Source organism: Streptomyces rubradiris (assembly GCF_016860525.1).
Lineage (GTDB): Bacteria > Actinomycetota > Actinomycetes > Streptomycetales > Streptomycetaceae > Streptomyces > Streptomyces rubradiris.
This window is the reverse complement of the sequence record NZ_BNEA01000015.1, coordinates 178,958-195,599: the sequence shown is the minus strand read 5'-3', so window position 1 is coordinate 195,599 and position 16,642 is coordinate 178,958. Positions and strand designations below refer to the sequence as shown.

The window sequence follows — 16,642 nt, the reverse complement described above, 5'->3', positions numbered from 1 at the left end:
TGTGTGTCCTTTCCGGATCGGGGGGACGGGAGATCAGGCCGCGGCGGTCTTGACGGCGTGGGACACCCGCGCGCGGAGCTCGGCGAACTCGCCGGAGTTTCTGAGGTCTTCGGCGTCGACGCCGTCGCGTGGCAGCGGGACCGGGAGGTCCAGGGCCACGGTGCCCGGGCTCTTGGTCAGCACGATGATGCGCGAGCCGAGGAACACCGCCTCGTCCGCCGAGTGCGTCACGAACACCGTGGTCCGGCCCGTCCGCGCGGTCACTTGGCGGACGTCCTCCTGGAGCCGTTCCCGGGTCAGCGCGTCGAGCGCCGCGAAGGGCTCGTCCAGCAGCAGAAGGGGGTTCTCGGCGGCGAGGGCCCGGGCGATGGCGACGCGTTGCTGCTGGCCACCCGAGATCTCCCAGATCCGGCGCCCCTCGACCCCCGCCAGGCCCACGCGGTCCAGCAACTCGCGCCGCCGCTCGGGCCGTCGGTCCCGCTCGACGCCCGCGTACCGCAGCGCCAGGTCGATGTTGCCGCGCACGGTACGCCAGGGGAACAGCCGCGGTGTCTGGAAGACCACGCCGGCGGTCACCCCGGGCCGGGGTTCGGCACCGTGGACGTGTACCGAACCGTGCGTGGGCCGTTCGAACCCGGCGACGAGCCGCAGCAGCGTGCTCTTGCCGCATCCGGAGGCGCCCACCAGCACCAGGAACTCCCCGGCGGGAACGGTCAGATCGACCGGCCCCACGGCGGTGAAGGTCTCGCCGCCCCGGCCGTAGCGGTGGACCACCTCGTCGAGACGGACGGCGCTCGCGTGCCCGGCGCCGGCCTCCCGCGGTTGTGCGGAGACATCACTTGAGGACATCGGGCAGCCCCTTGAGGTAGAACGCCTTGCGGACGGCGTCCCCGGCCGGAGCGGCGTCGATCTGCCGCTGCTCGGCGAGGAAACGCGCGGTGTCGGTGACGTACGTGAGCAGCTTGCCGGGTGTGCCGTCGGTGCCCAGCCAGTCGGGGGACGCCACCTGCTCCGGGGTGAGGAAGACTCCCTGCCTGAGCTGCGCCCGCGCGTCCTTGGCACTGATGCCCAGCTCGGCCGCGACGGCCGCCACCGACCCGTCGGGGTCGGACGTCAGCAGGCGCAGCGCCCGGGCCTGCGCCTTGCGCCAGGCGTCGATGGCCGCCGGGTCCCTGGCGATGAGGTCGTCCGAGACCACCGCGAGGTCGAGCGTCGGCTTGCCCGCCGCACCGATCTCCTTGCTGCTGGTGAGCTGGGTACCGGTCGTCCGCAGCTCGTCCAGCGTGGGCAGCCACACATAGGCGGCGTCGATGTCACCCCGCTGCCAGGCGGCGAGGATGGCCTGCGGCTGCAGATCGACGAGCTTGACGTCGGAGGACTTCAGCCCGGCCGTCCGCAGGGCCGCCAGCAGACTGTAGTGCGAGGTGGAGGCGAACGGTGTGGCGACGGTCCTGCCCTTGAGACCGGCGACATCACGGATGCCGATGCCCTCGCGCGCGACGAGGGCCTCGTTCTCCCCGGCGACGTCCAGGACCCACGCGACCTTGTACGGGATCGGCGAACCGCCCGAGATGCCGCGGGCGAACGGGCTGGAACCCAGCGCGGCGATGTCGAGCGACCTGCCGAGGAAGGCCTGGTTCACGGCCGCCCCGGAGTCGAACTTGATCCAGGTGACGCGGTAACCGGGCAGCTCCTTCTCCAGCAGCTTCCTGTTCTTCACGAGCAAGTCACCGCTGGGGAAGGGGAAGTAGCCGATGCTCAGCCGCCGGGAGCCGCCCGCTGTCGCCTCCTCACCGAAGGAACAGCCGGTGACGGCCGCGGAGACGGCGGCGAGGGCACCGGCCAGCAGGAGCCGGCGGGAAGCGCCTTGGGACACAGGGGACATGACAGGGCCGTTTCTGTGCTGGGAACGGGGTGTCTTCGTGCATGCTCAGTGGCCGGTGCCGCGACGGGCTCGACGCCGTCGCGGCCGGGAGCGGCGAGCGGACGAGGCCAGAGGACGTGGGGAGGGCTGGTGCTAGGCGCGGCCGCGCCACGGCACGACGGCGCGTTCCAGCCGCAGCAGCAGGCCGTCGATGACCAGGCCGGAGACGCCGATGGTGATGATGCCGACCAGCACCACGGGGGTGTTGTTGTAGTTGGCGGCGTCCTTGACCATGCCGCCGATACCGGGCAGCCCGTTGACCAACTCGGCGGCCACCAGCGAGGAATAGGCCACGCCGACGGCGAGACGTACCCCGGTGAGCGTCTCCGGCAGCGCCGAGGGGACGACGACGTCCGTGACCACGTTCCACCGCGAGGCGCCGAGGGCACGAGCGGCCTCGGTCAGGTTCCTCGGCACGGCCGCGACGGCCGTGGTGGTCGACACCGCCACGGGCGGGAAGGCGGCCACCGCCAGCAGCGTGATCTTCGGCTCCTCGTTGATGCCCAGCCAGATGACGAGCAGGGAGAAGTACGCCAGCGGCGGCAGCGTCCGCAGGAAGGTGATCCAGGGCTCGAACAACGCGCGCAGCCAGCCGACGGTGCCCATGAGCAGCCCGAACAGCACCCCGGCGGTGATGCCCAGACCGGCACCGATCGCGATGCGGCGCAGACTGATGCCCAGGTGTTCGACGAGGTAGGTGCCGTTGTACCCGCGCACTCCGTCGTGCGTCGTGGACACGTCGGTGAACGCGTCCCACACCTCGGCCGGCGGCGGGACCAGCGTCCGGCTCCAGGTGCCGCTCGCCGCCAGCGACTGCCACAGCAGGAGGAAGACGACGAGGGAGGCGGACGGCAGCAGCACAGGGCGGGTACGCGCCCACAGGTGCCGTACCCGGAAGGAGGGGGCGGACGGTGCGTCGGCGTGCGGCCCGGTGGCGGGGGCCTTGGACAGAGGGGGAGTCGTGGACACGGGCGTCCTCCATGGGACGCCGGGGAGGAACGGCCTCAACGGGAGAGGGCGGCGGTCGGCCCCGGCGTGGGCGATGCTGAACGATGCGGACGGAGCACCCCGGCAGGGCGCGACACAGCCCCTCGTCCGGGTGACGTCACCGGACGACGAGGGGCGCGGCAACAGGCCGGATCAGCGACAACACGAGCCCGGACGTCGGCACAGGTCGATGACCAGGCGTCGCACCAGGGGCTCGGAGATCATGAGATCTATTTGTACAACAGCCGCCTCGCCCGACCAAGAGCCCATCCACTCCATGGAACACGGCCGACGGTGAGGTACCGCACAACCCAGGAATCTCCCCTCCTTCGGCGCCCCGGCCCTGCGAAGATCAACGCAGGCGAAGGGACACAGGATGGACACTGCGCAGCGCTACAGGGCTTTCGCGACCAGGGAAGCGCACGGACACTCCGCGATCTACGAGGAATTGGCCGGCCGGGTTGCCGATGACGAGGAACTGATCGCACTCATCGACCGGTTGCCCGTGCCGAAGAGGCAGCCGAATCTGCTGCTGGCCACCGTGCGGTTCCTCGGGGGACCGGTGACGGGCCATCGCGCTTTCCGCTCATGGGTCATCAGCCACTGGGACCAGGTGAGCGCGACCATGCGGCAACGTCGCACGCAGACCAACGAACCCGGCAGATGCGCCACGTTGCTTCCACTCCTGGCCTCCCTGCCCCAGCCGCTCGCCCTGATCGAGGTCGGTGCCTCGGCCGGCCTGTGCCTGTACCCCGACCGCTTCCAGTACCGGTACGACGACCGGCCTCCCTTGGGGCCGTCCGCCAGTCCGGTCTCGCTGACCTGTCGTACCACCGGTCACATGCCGCTTCCGGAACGGCTGCCCACCGTTGTCTGGCGGGCCGGCGTCGACCTCGATCCCCTCGACGTCCGTGATGCCGACGACATGCGCTGGCTGGAATGTCTGGTCTGGCCCGAGCAGCGGGACCGGCTGGACCGGCTGCGGAACGCCGCGCGCATCGCGCAGGCCGAGCCGCCGCACCTTGTCCGGGGTGATCTCAACCAGGTGCTCCCGGAACTGGTCTCCCGGGTGCCGCGAGGGGCCACGCCGGTGGTCTTCCACAGCGCGGTCCTGGTCTACCTGCCGAGTGAAGCCCGGAGCGTCTTCACCGAGACGATGCGACGCATGCCAGGCCACTGGATCACGAACGAGGGTCCCCACATCTTGCCGACCGTCGAGGCCCGGCTCCCGCGCCCCGCACCGCCGGATCGAGCGGTGTTCGCTCTGGCCCTGGACGAGCAGCCGCTGGCCTTCACCGGTCCGCACGGCCAGTGGGTGGACTGGTTCTAGAGTCCGGCCATGTGCGTCATCCCCGAGTCGCGGCTGGAGCCGGCACGGCTGCTCTACGGGGGGACTTCGACCGGGGTACGACGGCGATCGCGGCGACCACGGAACCGCTTTCCGCCCCCGCCGACGGACCGCCGCCTTGCCCCGCCTCGGTCAGCGGACCACGGGTGTCGCTCCGGGGCCGGCGGGCAGGCACGCCCGGCCGCCGTGCGGGCAGGGCACGATCCGGTCCGCGAGGCCGAGCCGGCCGGCCTCGGCCAGGAAAGCGGACAGGGGCGAGCGCATCACCGTGTAGTCCTCGTAATGCACCGGCAGCACGGCCCGGGGGCGAAGCCGCCGGACGAGTTCGGCGCCCTGCGCGCCGTTCATGGTGACCAGGAACCCGCCCGGCAGACGAGTGCCGCCCAGATGGAGGACGGCCAGGTCGGCGGCCGGGAAGCGGCGGCCGATCTCCGCCAGGCCGTCGTAGAGGAGCGTGTCACCGGAGACGTACAGCCGCAGCCGTGCCGGTCCGCCCACGGCACCGAACTCGATCATGCTGCCCATTACGGGCGGCAGCAGCCCTCGCAGCACCGGGTGCCCGGCGTGCCGGCCGGGCAGCGCGGTGACCGTGGCCCGTACCCCTTTCCGGTCGAGGGTGAGCGCCTGCCAGGTCCGCAGTCCCGCCGTCCGCCGGAAACCGTGCAGCACTCTCAGCCGGCGCGCGGCATGGGGAGTGCTGAGGACCGGAACCGTACGGTCCAGGGACCGCCGGGCCCTGCGGTCCCAGTGATCGCCGTGCAGATGGGAGAGTACGACGCCGTCGAGGCGGGGCAGGTCCTCCGGGGCGAGAGCGGGCTCCGTCAGGCGCCGGCTCAGCAGTCCGTAGCCGAGATGGGCGTACTCGCCGCGGTGCAGGAAGTTCGGGTCGGTGAGCAGGGCCAGGGGGCCGTACCGCAGCAGCACCGTGGCATTGCCTATGAACCGCAGATCCAGCGCGTCGTCGGTGAACCCGTCCGTGCCGGCCATGAAGTCACCCGCTCCTTCCGCCCGAGCCGCCGGCGCACAGACCCCGGCCGCCCTGCTCGCTCAGGGTCCGTACGCTTCGTGGCGGGGCAGCGGTCCCGCGTCAGCCCGCCGGCCCGGCCGCTGCGCCGCGTGCCGCTGTCCGGGGCCGGGGCCGGAGCGGGCGGCCAGGGCATCGGCGACGGCGCCGGTCGCGAAGGCGTAGACCGCCTTGTGCAACAGGTCCACCAGCAGCTCCGCGCGCGGCCAGGTCTGCGGCGGGGCGCCGACCCCGGTGGCGTTCTCCAGGATCTGGTCGTTGGTCAGCCTCACCACGGCGAACTGCGCCGACGCCACCGGCCCGCGCAGCCCGGCATGCGCCATCACCGACCGCACCACGCCCAGCAGCGCGCCCTGCCCGTAGTGCATCGCCCAGTTCACCGCGCGTGACGGCTCCGGCCGCTCGGGCATGCCCGTCAGCCGCTCCAGCGTGCGCGCCGGAACGCAGGAGCTCGGCCGGCCGGTCAGGCGCTGCTCGGCCTTCTCGCCCAGGGTCATCACCACGACCCCGGCCGCACCCGCCAGGAGCCCCTGCCACAGCGCGCGTCTCATCATGCCGCACGCGTACCCCCGCACCGGGCGCCCTACCGCGCCCGCGACGGAGCCGGGCACATGCGCGGCGGTCGCCGGGCTCACGGCGGCCGGTGGTCCATGCTTCCCGACGAAGCGGTCCACCCCCGGCGAACAGCGATGTTCGAGGCGAGACGGCTTCATCGCCCGTGCCGCGCCGGGCCGGCGCTCGTAGGAACCTACAAGGCATCGGTCCCGCTGTGCCCACGATTCATGTTTTCGGCGCCTGGCTGATTCCTCCGGCCCGCTGTGTACTGCTCTGACAAGCCAGAACGGCGAAGAAGGGGGAAGGCCGTGTCGACGACGTTGCCCGGTCGGCACCCACCAGGCCCGCCGGGACCGCCGTCGGTCATGCCCACGGGCCTGGGCCCCACCCGCACCCGGTCTCCCCGGAGCGCCTCCGCCGCGTCCGGCCGGACCCCTGTTCGTGCGGGTGCCGCCGCCTCCCCGACGGTACCCGCACTCCACCCCACGGCATTCGACAAGGAGCAACCGTGACCGTGAACACCGCGACCATCGTGCAGAACGAGCAGGAATGGATGCGGCAGGCCATCGCCGTCGCCACGGACAGCGCGAACAGCGGCGGCGGCCCCTTCGGCGCCCTGATCGCCAAGGACGGCGTGGTCGTGGCGACCGCGCACAACCAGGTCACCGCGACGAACGACCCGTCCGCGCACGCCGAGGTCAACGCGATCCGCGCCGCCTGCAGGGAACTGGGCACCTTCGTCCTCGAAGGCTGCACTCTGATCACCTCGTGCGAGCCGTGCCCGATGTGCCTGTCCGCCGCCCTGTGGGCGCGCCTGGACCGGCTCGTCTACTGCGCCGACCGCAACGACGCCGCGGTGGCCGGCTTCGACGACCGCAAGTTCTACGACCTGTTCGAGAAGCGGCCCACCGAAGCGTGGCCCCTGGAGGTCGCCCACCTGGACCTGCCCGAGCGCACCGCGCCGTTCGACGCGTGGATCGCGAAGTCCGATCGCGTCGACTACTGAGCAACGGAAACGGAACCTTCCCGCCGGATGAATAACCGGGGGCCGGTCTCTTGAATTCCGTGGCCCCAGCCACTATTTTGCGATAGACATCGAACCATAACCGCCGAAAGGAGGCGACCAGCGGATGTACACCAGCTCTGATCTCGGTCGCCTCGCTCGCCGCACGGTCTGGGTTCCGGGTCGCATCGCGCACGGCTGCTGAACGCGCCGTACCCGTGTGCCCGTTCGTGGCACGCCCCGCGTTTTCCTTCACGACATCCCGGCACGTCGTCAACGCGTGTCGTTTTGCGCCCGCTGCTCTCACGTGGCGCGTCTGAGCACAGAAAGCTGCCTGAAATTGGCGAACATGATGAATCGATCGATCGCGCACCGGATTGAAGGCCCGTCATGGTAGCGGCGCGTATCACGGTCAACGGCAAAGAGACACCGATTTCACCGGCCGCGCCCCACACCACGGTGCTGGATTTCCTGCGCGAGCGCGGCCTCACCGGCACCAAGGAGGGCTGCGCCGAGGGTGAGTGCGGCGCCTGTTCGGTCCTGGTGGCCCGTCCCGGAGTGAACAAGGCCACCGACTGGGTGGCGGTCAACGCCTGCCTGGTCCCGGTCGCGGCGCTCGACGGCCAGGAGGTCGTCACCGCCGAGGGCCTCGCCACCGCCGGCGAACCCGGCAAGCCGTCCACCCTGCACCCCGTGCAGGAGGAGATGGCGGTCCGCGGCGGCTCCCAGTGCGGCTACTGCACCCCGGGATTCGTCTGCAGCATGGCCGCCGAGTACTACCGGCCCGACCGCTGCGCGCACCCGGACCCGGCCGGCCACACCGACGCCGAGCACGGCCCGAACGGCTTCGACCTGCACGCGCTGAGCGGAAACCTGTGCCGCTGCACCGGCTACCGCCCGATCCGCGACGCCGCCTTCGCCGTCGGTACGCCCACCGAGGAGGACCCGCTGGCGCAGCGCCGCGAGCAGGCCCCGCCCGCGCCGGTCGCCACCGAATACACCCAGGACGACAGCGCGTTCGTGCGCAAGGGCACCCTGGCGGAGACGCTCCGGCTGCTGCGCGAGCGGCCCGACGCCGTGGTGGTCGCCGGCTCCACCGACTGGGGTGTGGAGGTGAACATCCGCTCCCGCCGGGCGGAGTGCGTGGTCGCCATCGACCGGCTGCCCGAACTGCGGGAACTGCGCGTGGAATCCGACGCCATCGAGATCGGGGCGGCGCTGACCCTCACCGAGATCGAACGCCGCCTCGACGGCGAGATCCCGCTGCTGGCCGAGCTGTTCCCGCAGTTCGCCTCCCGGCTCATCCGCAACAGCGCGACCCTCGGCGGCAACCTCGGTACCGGCTCGCCCATCGGTGACAGCCCGCCGGTGCTGCTCGCGCTGGAGGCGTCGCTGGTGCTCGCCGACGCCGACGGCGAGCGTGAGGTGCCGCTGACGGAGTACTTCACCGGCTACCGGCAGAGCGTGCGCCGGCCCGGCGAGCTGATCCGCGCGGTGCGCGTCCCGCTGCCGCTGTCCCCGGTCGTGGCCTTCCACAAGATCGCCAAGCGGCGCTTCGACGACATCTCCAGCGTGGCGGTCGCCTTCGCGCTCGACATCGAGGACGGGATCGTCCGCAAGGCACGCATCGGGCTGGGCGGCGTGGCCGCCACCCCGATCCGCGCCCTCGCCACCGAGGAGGCCCTCACGGGCAAGCCGTGGGCGGCGGAGACCGTCGACGCCGCGGCCCAGGTGCTGCGCGCCGAGGGCACGCCGATGAGCGACCACCGCGCCAGCGCCGACTACCGCTCCGCGATGCTCGGCCAGAGCCTGCTCAAGCTGTACGCTGGAACCACCGAGGCGGTGTCGTCATGAGCCATCTGTCCGAACGCCCCGAGAACCCCGTCGTCGGCGTCCCGATGCCGCACGAGAGCGCCGCCCTGCACGTCACCGGCACCGCGCTCTACACCGACGACCTGGTCTGGCGCACCAAGGATGTGCTGCACGCCTACCCGGTCCAGGTCATGAAGGCCCACGGCAGGATCACCGCACTGCGCACCGAGCCCGCGCTCGCCGTGCCCGGCGTGGTGCGCGTGCTGACCGGAGCCGACGTGCCCGGTGTCAACGACGCGGGGATGAAGCACGACGAACCGCTCTTCCCCGACGAGGTCATGTTCCACGGCCACGCGGTCGCCTGGGTGCTCGGCGAGACCCTGGAGGCGGCCCGGCTCGGCGCGGCGGCCGTCGAGGTGGAGCTGGAGGAACTGCCCTCCCTGGTCACCCTCCAGGACGCGATGGCGGCCGGCAGCTACCACGGCGCCCAGCCCCTGATGGAGACGGGGGACATCGACGCCGGCTTCGCCGACTCCGCGCACGTGTTCACCGGTGAGTTCCAGTTCGCCGGTCAGGAACACTTCTACCTGGAGACGCACGCGGCGCTGGCCCAGATCGACGAGAACGGGCAGGTGTTCATCCAGAGCAGCACCCAGCACCCCTCGGAGACCCAGGAGATCGTCTCCCACGTGCTCGGCGTGCCCGCCCACGAGGTGACCGTGCAGTGCCTGCGGATGGGCGGCGGCTTCGGCGGCAAGGAGATGCAGCCCCACGGGTTCGCGGCCATCGCCGCGCTCGGCGCCAAGCTGACCGGCCGGCCGGTCAGGTTCCGGCTCAACCGGACGCAGGACCTGACCATGTCCGGCAAGCGGCACGGCTTCCACGCCACGTGGAAGATCGGCTTCGACACGGAGGGCCGCATCCAGGCCCTGGACGCCACCCTGGTCGCGGACGGCGGCTGGAGCCTGGACCTGTCCGAACCGGTGCTGGCCCGCGCGCTGTGCCACATCGACAACACCTACTGGATCCCCAACGCGCGCGTCGCCGGCCGTATCGCCAAGACCAACACGGTCTCCAACACCGCCTTCCGCGGCTTCGGCGGACCGCAGGGCATGCTGGTGATCGAGGACATCCTCGGCCGCTGTGCACCACGGCTCGGGCTGGACCCCACGGAGCTGCGCGAGCGCAACTTCTACCGGCCGGGCCAGGGCCAGACGACGCCGTACGGACAGCCGGTCACGCAGGCCGAACGGATCGCCACGGTTTGGCAGCAGGTCAAGGACAACGCGGGCATCGCCGACCGCAAGCGGGAGATCGCCGCCTTCAACGCCGCGCACCCGCACACCAAGCGGGCGCTCGCGCTCACCGGGATCAAGTTCGGTATCTCCTTCAACCTCACCGCCTTCAACCAGGGCGGCGCGCTGGTGCTGATCTACAAGGACGGCTCGGTCCTGATCAACCACGGCGGCACCGAGATGGGCCAGGGCCTGCACACCAAGATGATGCAGGTGGCCGCGACCACCCTGGGCATCCCGCTGCACAAGGTGCGGCTGGCCCCGACGCGTACCGACAAGGTGCCCAACACCTCGGCCACCGCCGCCAGTTCCGGGGCCGACCTGAACGGCGGGGCCATCAAGAACGCCTGCGAGCAGCTGCGCGAGCGACTGCTGCGGGTGGCCGCCAGTCAGCTGGGCGGCAACGCCTCGGACGTGCGCATCGTCGGGGGCGTCGCGCGCCTGCTGGGCAGCGACAAGGAACTGGCCTGGGACGACCTGGTGCGCACGGCGTACTTCCAGCGGGTCCAGCTGTCGGCGGCCGGTTTCTACCGGACCGAGGGGCTGCACTGGGACGCCAGGACGTTCCGGGGCTCGCCGTTCAAGTACTTCGCCCATGGCGCCGCCGCGACCGAGGTGGAGGTGGACGGCTTCACCGGCGCGTACCGCATCCGGCGGGTGGACATCGTGCACGACGTCGGCGACAGCCTGTCCCCGCTGATCGACATCGGTCAGGTCGAGGGCGGCTTCGTGCAGGGCGCGGGCTGGCTGACGCTTGAGGACCTGCGCTGGGACACCGGGGACGGACCGCACCGCGGCCGGCTGCTGACCCAGGCCGCCAGCACCTACAAGCTGCCGAGCTTTTCGGAGATGCCCGAGGAGTTCAACGTCACGCTGCTGGAGAACGCCACCGAGGAGGGCGCGGTCTACGGCTCCAAGGCGGTCGGCGAGCCGCCGCTGATGCTGGCGTTCTCGGTGCGGGAGGCGCTGCGGCAGGCCGCCGCCGCGTTCGGCCCGAGCGGGGCGAGCGTCGAGCTGGCCTCGCCCGCGACACCCGAGGCGGTGTACTGGGCGATCCAGGCGGCTCGGCAGGGCGGTGCCTCCCCGAACGGTCAGGTCCGCGACGGGATCGCCGTCGACGGCCACGCCGTCAACGGCCACGCCGTCAACGGCCACGCCGGGAACGGGCAGGCCGGGAACGGCCGGGCCGCCGACGGCAGGGACCGGACCGGCGCGGAAGCGCTGCACGGTGCCTGACATGACGTGGGTCGCCGCGGTCGCACGGTTGCGGGCACGCCGGGAACCCGGCGTGCTGGTGACCGTCGCGACCGTGCGCGGCCACGCCCCGCGCGACGCCGGTGCGAAGCTCGTGGTGGGGCGGAGCGGGACATGGGGCTCGATCGGCGGCGGCAATGTCGAGGCCGTCGCGATCGACCGGGCCCGCGAGATGATCGCCGCGTCGAAGCCGGAGCCGGAGCTGATCGATTTCGCCCTGAACGACAAGGTGACCAACCAGCACGGCGTGCAGTGCTGCGGAGGCACGGTCTCGGTGCTGCTCGAACCCCTGCCGGTGGTGCGGGCGGTGGCCATCTTCGGCGTCGGGCACGTCGGGCTGGAACTGGCGCGGATCCTGGCCCGCCAGGACCTCGACCTCCACCTGATCGACAGCCGTTCCGACATCCTCACCGAGGAGCGGCTCGGCGTGCTGGCGGACGCGGTGGCACAGGTGCACGTGCACCACACGCCGCTGCTGCCCGAGGAGGTGCTGGAGGAGCTGCCGCGCGGCACCCACGTCCTGATCATGACCCACGATCACGCCGAGGACGCCGCGCTGTGCGACGCCGCCCTGCGCACCCCCCACCTCGGCTCCATCGGGCTGATCGGGTCGGCGGCCAAGTGGGCGCGGTTCCGCAAACGGCTGGCCACCGAGGGCGGCCACGAGGACGCCGCCATCGACCGGATCAAGACCCCGATCGGGCTGGCCGGCATCACCGGCAAGGAGCCGGCGACCATCGCCGTGAGTGTCGCCGCCGATCTGCTGCGCACCTTCGAGTCCGAGGGTGACGACTGACTCCCCCACGGGATGGACGGGGTGCCCCGCGCTCGTGCCGGAGCATGGCGCGGGGCACCCTTGTCTGTCACAGGTCGGCGGCGTCCACCACGTCGCCCAGGTCGACGAACTTGAATCCGGTCGCCGTACGGGTGCCGCCCTCGCCGTCGGGCACCTCCGGGGTGTCGTGGCCGTCCTGGACGACCAGCAGGCCGTTCGGGTAGCGGCTGCCCAGCGGGGCGTTCAGGACGGCGGCGCCGTCGCACTCCTGAGACCCGTCGAGCGTCGCGGAGGCCGCGCCGACACGGAAGCCGCCCTCGTACTCGTTGTCCTCGCTCACCTCGCGGTCGAACAGGGCGAAGGTGTCGTCGCCCTGGCTGGAGGCGAAGAGATAGCCGTCCCCGTCGGATTCCTGGAACAGGGTCAGGCCCTCGACATCCGCGGTCAGGTGCTCGCCGCCGAAACCGGGATCGGCGCCGGCCGTGCACTCCTCGGTGGCCTCGTCGTAGACGCCGGGGACGCCGTACTCGCGGACCTTGTCCACCAGGACCGGCCGGTCGGTCAGGTCGGCGCGCAGCCGCCAGATACCGACGTCCTCCTGGCCGGCGTACAGGGTGCCGGTGTCCGGGTCCACCACCATGCCCTCGACCTGGGGGAGCTCACCGGGCTCGGCGCAGGGCGACCAGGTGGTGCCGTCGGGCAGCCGGAACGACGCCGGCAGGTCGAGGGTGCGGACCTTGCGGTAACCGACGGTGCCGCGCGCGGTCGGGGTCAGTTCCAGCAGGGCGAGCCGGGTCCGCTCCCGCTGGCTGACCAGGGCGTAGGAGCGGCCGGTGGCCTTGTCCCGCCAGGTGGCGAGGCCGTACGCGGTGCGCTGGTCGTTGATCTCGGCCTGCCCGGCGGAGAAGACCGGGGCGGCGGACGGGTCGGTGATGTCGGTCAGCGGCGCGGTCGGCTTGGCCGGGTCGATGCGGTAGATCCGCAGCCGGTCGTTGCCCCGGTCGCTGACCACGGCCACGTCGGTCCGGCCGGTGGGGGTGCTCAGACCGGTGACGAGGTCGACGTTGTTGAAGCGGCCCGGGGCGTCGTCCTCGGCCGGCGGGCGCGGCGCGGGCAACGACTGCACCAGCCGGGCGTCCAGGCCGTACACGCGCAGGCCGCCCTTCTTCGCCGTCGCTATGACGAGGCTGCGGTCGGGGTCGGCCGGGTTGCGCCAGATCGCGGGGTCGTCCGCGTCGGAGTCGCCGCCCGCCGCGTCGTCGTAGAGGGCGGGGGTCTCGCCGACCGGGGTGACCGTCGGCAGGCCCTTGTCATCGGCCCCGGCGGGGGCGGCGGTCAGGAGGGCGAGCAGGGTGGCGGTGGCGCCCAGGGCGAGGGTGGCGGCCTTGCGCGGAGTGCGATGCGTTCTCACAAGCGCTTCCTTGATTGGTGTCGTGGACACGCTGATCTTGGAGGGAGAACTTTGCCTTCAGGGAACCGTGAGCTGGACACCTGGTCACGGACAGGACGACCGCACGCCAACTGTCGTTCATCACGCAACAGGACGCCTGCCCGAAGCGCTTTCTGCCAGGCAGCCGTCCTGCTCGCGACCGGGCGACCGGCCCACTGGTAGCGGGCTCGCCGCCCGTGTGCGGCGCCGGGGTCAGCGGCGACCGCGCAGCTTCCGCACCAGTTCCCGCGCCTGAGCACGGCGGCGCGGATCGGAGGCGGTCCTGCGCGCCTGTTCGATCGTCCGCCGGCCCTGCGGACTCCTCGCGAACTGCTTGATGCGTTCGACAACTCCGGCCATGACGCTCCTCCCGTCGTCGTGCTCCGCTTCTTCCGGGGCACGGGTCGAGTGACCGGTTACCCGGTGACCGGCGGTCCACCCCCTTCCGGCCGGGGATCGGCCAGGCGAAGGGGGTCTTGCGGTGGCGGCCGGAGGTCGGCGTGCGCCACCGTCGTCGCGACCGCCCGCCCGGCGGACGGTGCGCCGCAGGCGGCCGGGGGCGTGCCGCGGCCGGGCGCCTGCGGCGCGGGCGGATGCCGGCCGCGGACTGTCGCGCAGCGCGGAGCCGGCCGGTGAATCCGGCCGGCCGGTCCGCGGTGAGGCGCTCGAAGTGAGCGACCGCCTCCTCCGCCACCACCAGCACCTCCGCGGGCTTTCGCCCCATGGGGAAGCGGGCCGCGGGGGACCGCTCCGGCGACTCCGCGAGCAGGGGCCTGCGCCGCCCCGCGCCGGCACAGCGCGAGGGCCTCGGCGTCCACGCCGCGCGCCGCCTCGAACGCGCCGGTCGTTCTAGCAGGCCCCGAGGTCTTCCCAGACACCCCACTGGCCGGTGGTGCCGGGCTTGTCGCCCGTCACCCACCACTTGGCGCGCCAGGTGTGGCCGCCGTAGGAGACGGTGTCGCCGCCGTTGTAGACGTGTGCGGCGTCCCAGGCCGGCGCGGTGCAGGTGTCTTCACCGCCACCGCCACCGCCTCCGCCGCTGCCGTCGTCGCCGCCGATGTTGACGTCGACGCAGGAGTAGAAGGCGTTGGCGGTGTCCGCGACGTTCCAGACGGCGAGCACCTTCTGCCGGCCGGTGAAGCCGCCGAAGTCCACCTGCTGGCTGACGTCGGCGGCCGGCTGCTGGTTGCGGCCGTCGAACTCGGCGATCTTCTGGCCACCGATGAAGTACTGCCAGTTGGCGGTGGCGTGCCGGGCGGTGTTGTGCCACGTGAACGTCGCCGTCGTGCCGACCGGCGTGGCCTTCCAGCCCTTGCTGTCGTTGTCGAGCTCGGCGTACTCCGCGTGTCCGCCACTACAGCTGCGCAGGCCCTTCGGCCCCTCGACGCTCTGCGGTTCGTACTTGATCTGGCCGCAGTCGACGGTGCCCTCGGCGCACTGCTGCTGCCGGCTCGTGGGCAGGGTGACCCAGCCGTGGGCGCTGGCCGTGCTCGCCGGGAGGCTGACGGCGATCACCGGGGCGACCAGCGCGCCGATCGCGAGAGCCGCTCGTCTTTTCGTGTTCATGCCGTGCCACTTCCTTCGGTGTGTGTCGGAACCGTTGTCGGCGCAGCCCGGCCGTGCCGGAGGAGTCGAGGCGCCGGCCGAAGAGGTCTGGACCTGTTGCGTGTTAGGTCTAGACCATAGTCGTAGACCGGATTCGGTCAAGAGGCTGGACAAGGTGAACCGCGCGTCCCGGAGCCAGGTGGCCGGATCGTCTGTTGACGCGGGCGGGTGGCCGGAGTTGGCTCGGCTCGGGCCGTAGGGCGGCAGGGGGTGCCGTCCGGCCCGAGCCGTCCGCGGTTCGGGCGGCGGTGGCCGGCTCAGGCGGGCAGGGGAGGACACATGCGGTTCCGGGGACCGGCCGTCTTGCCGGTGGTGGTGCTGGCATGCGCGGCGAGTGTGCTTCCGGCGGCGGCCGTACCGCGGGCGCGCGGCGAGGTGCGGGTTCCGGAGCCGGTGCTGGTGAGTACGGCGGCGGACGGCACCCCGGCCAACGGGGACTCGACAGGCGCCGTGCTGAGCGGGAACGGCCGCTTCGTGGCCTTCCTCTCGGACGCCGACAACCTGGTGCCTGGCGACACCAACGGACTCGCCGACGTCTTCGTGAAGGACCTGCGTACGGGTGCCGTGGACCGGGTCAACGTCGCCGGCGACGGCGGCCAGGCCGACGCCACCGCCTCGCACGTCTCGGTGAGCGCGGACGGACGCTACGTCGCGTTCGACTCCGACGCCGGCAACCTCGCGCCCGGGGACATGCCCGGCGCCTGGGACGTCTTCGTGCACGACCGCGCCACCGGGCGCACCGAGGCCCTCGTGGCCAACCCGGGCGGGGTCCCCGGGAACAGCTACGACCCGGTGATCAGCGCGGACGGCCGCTACGTGGCGTACGCCTCCTACCGCGACGACCTGGTGCCGCAGGACACCAACAGCGGGATCGACGTGTTCGTGCACGACCGGGCGAGGGGCACCACGAGGCTGGTCAGCGTCTTCACCGACCACCTCCAGGGAACCAGCACGTCCCTGGCGCCCTCGATCAGCGCGGACGGCACCAGGATCGCGTTCCGTCGGATGTGGTACCCGCCGCGCGGCCCGGCCGGGCGGGAGCCGAGGGCGCCGAGACCCTGGTGGTTCTACGTCCACGACACCCGCACCGGGAAGACCGTGCCCGCGGCCGTCGACCGCGACGGCGGCACCCTCGGCATGCCGGCGTCGCCCGCGACGGGCCTCAGCCCGGACGGGCGCTACGCGGTGTTCTCCTCCCCATCGGCCGACGTGGTCGAAGACGACACCAACGACGCCGCCGACGTGTTCGTCCGTGACCTGGCCACCGGTACCACCCGGCGCGTGAGCACCGCCGCCGACGGCACACAGGCGCGCGGCAGCTCGGGGCGGGGCCTGATCGGCGCGGGCGGACGGCGGGCGTTCTTCGTCTCCGCCGCGGACAACCTCGTACCCGGCGACACCAACGGCGCCTCCGACGTGTTCGCGAAGGACCTGCGCACGGGCGTGATACGGCGGCTGGACGTGGCAGCGGACGGCACCGAGAGCGTCACCGGGACGTACGAGGTGACCGCGGACGCCGCCGGGCGCACCGTCGCCTTCCCCCACGACGACGGCCTGGTACCGGGCGACGCAGGCGGCCACCGGGACATCTACGCCGTGCGTGTGCGTTGACGGCGGCCCGCCCGTCGCCC

14 protein-coding genes are annotated in these 16,642 nt (G+C 72.1%); 6 read left to right on the top strand and 8 right to left on the bottom strand.

Annotation, left to right across the window (positions count from 1 at the left end):
• Nucleotides 1-33: 33 nt before the first annotated feature.
• The 3 genes from Srubr_RS14275 to Srubr_RS14265 form a co-directional block, all read right to left on the bottom strand.
• Nucleotides 34-849: an ABC transporter ATP-binding protein gene (locus Srubr_RS14275; RefSeq protein ID WP_189997079.1), complete on the bottom strand. Its 816-nt coding sequence runs from the start codon at nucleotides 847-849 to the stop codon at nucleotides 34-36.
• Nucleotides 836-1,885, bottom strand: coding sequence for a taurine ABC transporter substrate-binding protein (locus Srubr_RS14270; protein WP_189997078.1), 1,050 nt, complete (start codon nucleotides 1,883-1,885; stop codon nucleotides 836-838). Before Srubr_RS14270 ends, Srubr_RS14275 begins: the two co-directional genes overlap by 14 nt.
• Before the next feature lie 132 nt (nucleotides 1,886-2,017).
• Nucleotides 2,018-2,785 (bottom strand): ABC transporter permease, encoded by a 768-nt coding sequence (locus Srubr_RS14265; protein ID WP_189997156.1) that lies wholly within the window; start codon nucleotides 2,783-2,785, stop codon nucleotides 2,018-2,020.
• Nucleotides 2,786-3,287: 502 nt separating this feature from the next.
• Between Srubr_RS14265 and Srubr_RS14260 the strand changes: the two genes are divergently transcribed.
• Complete coding sequence (locus tag Srubr_RS14260; protein WP_189997077.1) at nucleotides 3,288-4,241, top strand: DUF2332 domain-containing protein; 954 nt, start codon at nucleotides 3,288-3,290, stop codon at nucleotides 4,239-4,241.
• A gap of 150 nt (nucleotides 4,242-4,391) precedes the next feature.
• Here the strand turns inward: Srubr_RS14260 and Srubr_RS14255 are convergent, their stop codons facing one another.
• A complete protein-coding gene (locus tag Srubr_RS14255; protein ID WP_189997076.1) occupies nucleotides 4,392-5,246 on the bottom strand; it encodes an MBL fold metallo-hydrolase in 855 nt (284 codons plus the stop codon).
• 60 nt (nucleotides 5,247-5,306) lie between these two features.
• On the bottom strand, nucleotides 5,307-5,837 hold the full coding sequence (locus Srubr_RS14250) for a hypothetical protein (RefSeq protein WP_189997075.1): 531 nt from the start codon (nucleotides 5,835-5,837) through the stop codon (nucleotides 5,307-5,309).
• A 509-nt stretch (nucleotides 5,838-6,346) separates the two neighbouring features.
• On the opposite strand from Srubr_RS14250, the gene Srubr_RS14245 reads away from it, so the two are divergent.
• The 4 genes from Srubr_RS14245 to xdhC all read left to right on the top strand — a co-directional run bounded on the left by Srubr_RS14245 (nucleotide 6,347) and on the right by xdhC (nucleotide 11,998).
• On the top strand, nucleotides 6,347-6,844 hold the full coding sequence (locus tag Srubr_RS14245) for a nucleoside deaminase (RefSeq protein WP_268257588.1): 498 nt from the start codon (nucleotides 6,347-6,349) through the stop codon (nucleotides 6,842-6,844).
• 387 nt (nucleotides 6,845-7,231) lie between these two features.
• A complete protein-coding gene (locus Srubr_RS14240; RefSeq protein WP_189997074.1) occupies nucleotides 7,232-8,695 on the top strand; it encodes a xanthine dehydrogenase small subunit in 1,464 nt (487 codons plus the stop codon).
• A complete protein-coding gene (gene xdhB / locus Srubr_RS14235) occupies nucleotides 8,692-11,184 on the top strand; it encodes a xanthine dehydrogenase molybdopterin binding subunit (RefSeq protein WP_189997073.1) in 2,493 nt (830 codons plus the stop codon). The genes Srubr_RS14240 and xdhB overlap by 4 nt, the downstream gene beginning before the upstream one ends.
• A gap of 1 nt (nucleotide 11,185) precedes the next feature.
• Nucleotides 11,186-11,998, top strand: coding sequence for a xanthine dehydrogenase accessory protein XdhC (gene xdhC, locus Srubr_RS14230; protein ID WP_189997072.1), 813 nt, complete (start codon nucleotides 11,186-11,188; stop codon nucleotides 11,996-11,998).
• 67 nt (nucleotides 11,999-12,065) lie between these two features.
• Here xdhC and Srubr_RS14225 read toward each other — a convergent pair whose 3' ends face one another.
• The 3 genes from Srubr_RS14225 to Srubr_RS14215 form a co-directional block, all read right to left on the bottom strand.
• Entirely contained in the window at nucleotides 12,066-13,388 is a 1,323-nt protein-coding gene (locus Srubr_RS14225; RefSeq protein ID WP_189997071.1) for a phytase, read from the bottom strand.
• A gap of 231 nt (nucleotides 13,389-13,619) precedes the next feature.
• On the bottom strand, nucleotides 13,620-13,766 hold the full coding sequence (locus Srubr_RS14220; RefSeq protein ID WP_189997070.1) for a hypothetical protein: 147 nt from the start codon (nucleotides 13,764-13,766) through the stop codon (nucleotides 13,620-13,622).
• A gap of 489 nt (nucleotides 13,767-14,255) precedes the next feature.
• A complete protein-coding gene (locus tag Srubr_RS14215; protein WP_189997069.1) occupies nucleotides 14,256-14,972 on the bottom strand; it encodes a lytic polysaccharide monooxygenase in 717 nt (238 codons plus the stop codon).
• A 318-nt stretch (nucleotides 14,973-15,290) separates the two neighbouring features.
• On the opposite strand from Srubr_RS14215, the gene Srubr_RS14210 reads away from it, so the two are divergent.
• Nucleotides 15,291-16,622, top strand: a complete 1,332-nt coding sequence (locus Srubr_RS14210; RefSeq protein WP_189997068.1) for a TolB-like translocation protein — start codon at nucleotides 15,291-15,293, stop codon at nucleotides 16,620-16,622.
• Nucleotides 16,623-16,642: the final 20 nt, after the last annotated feature.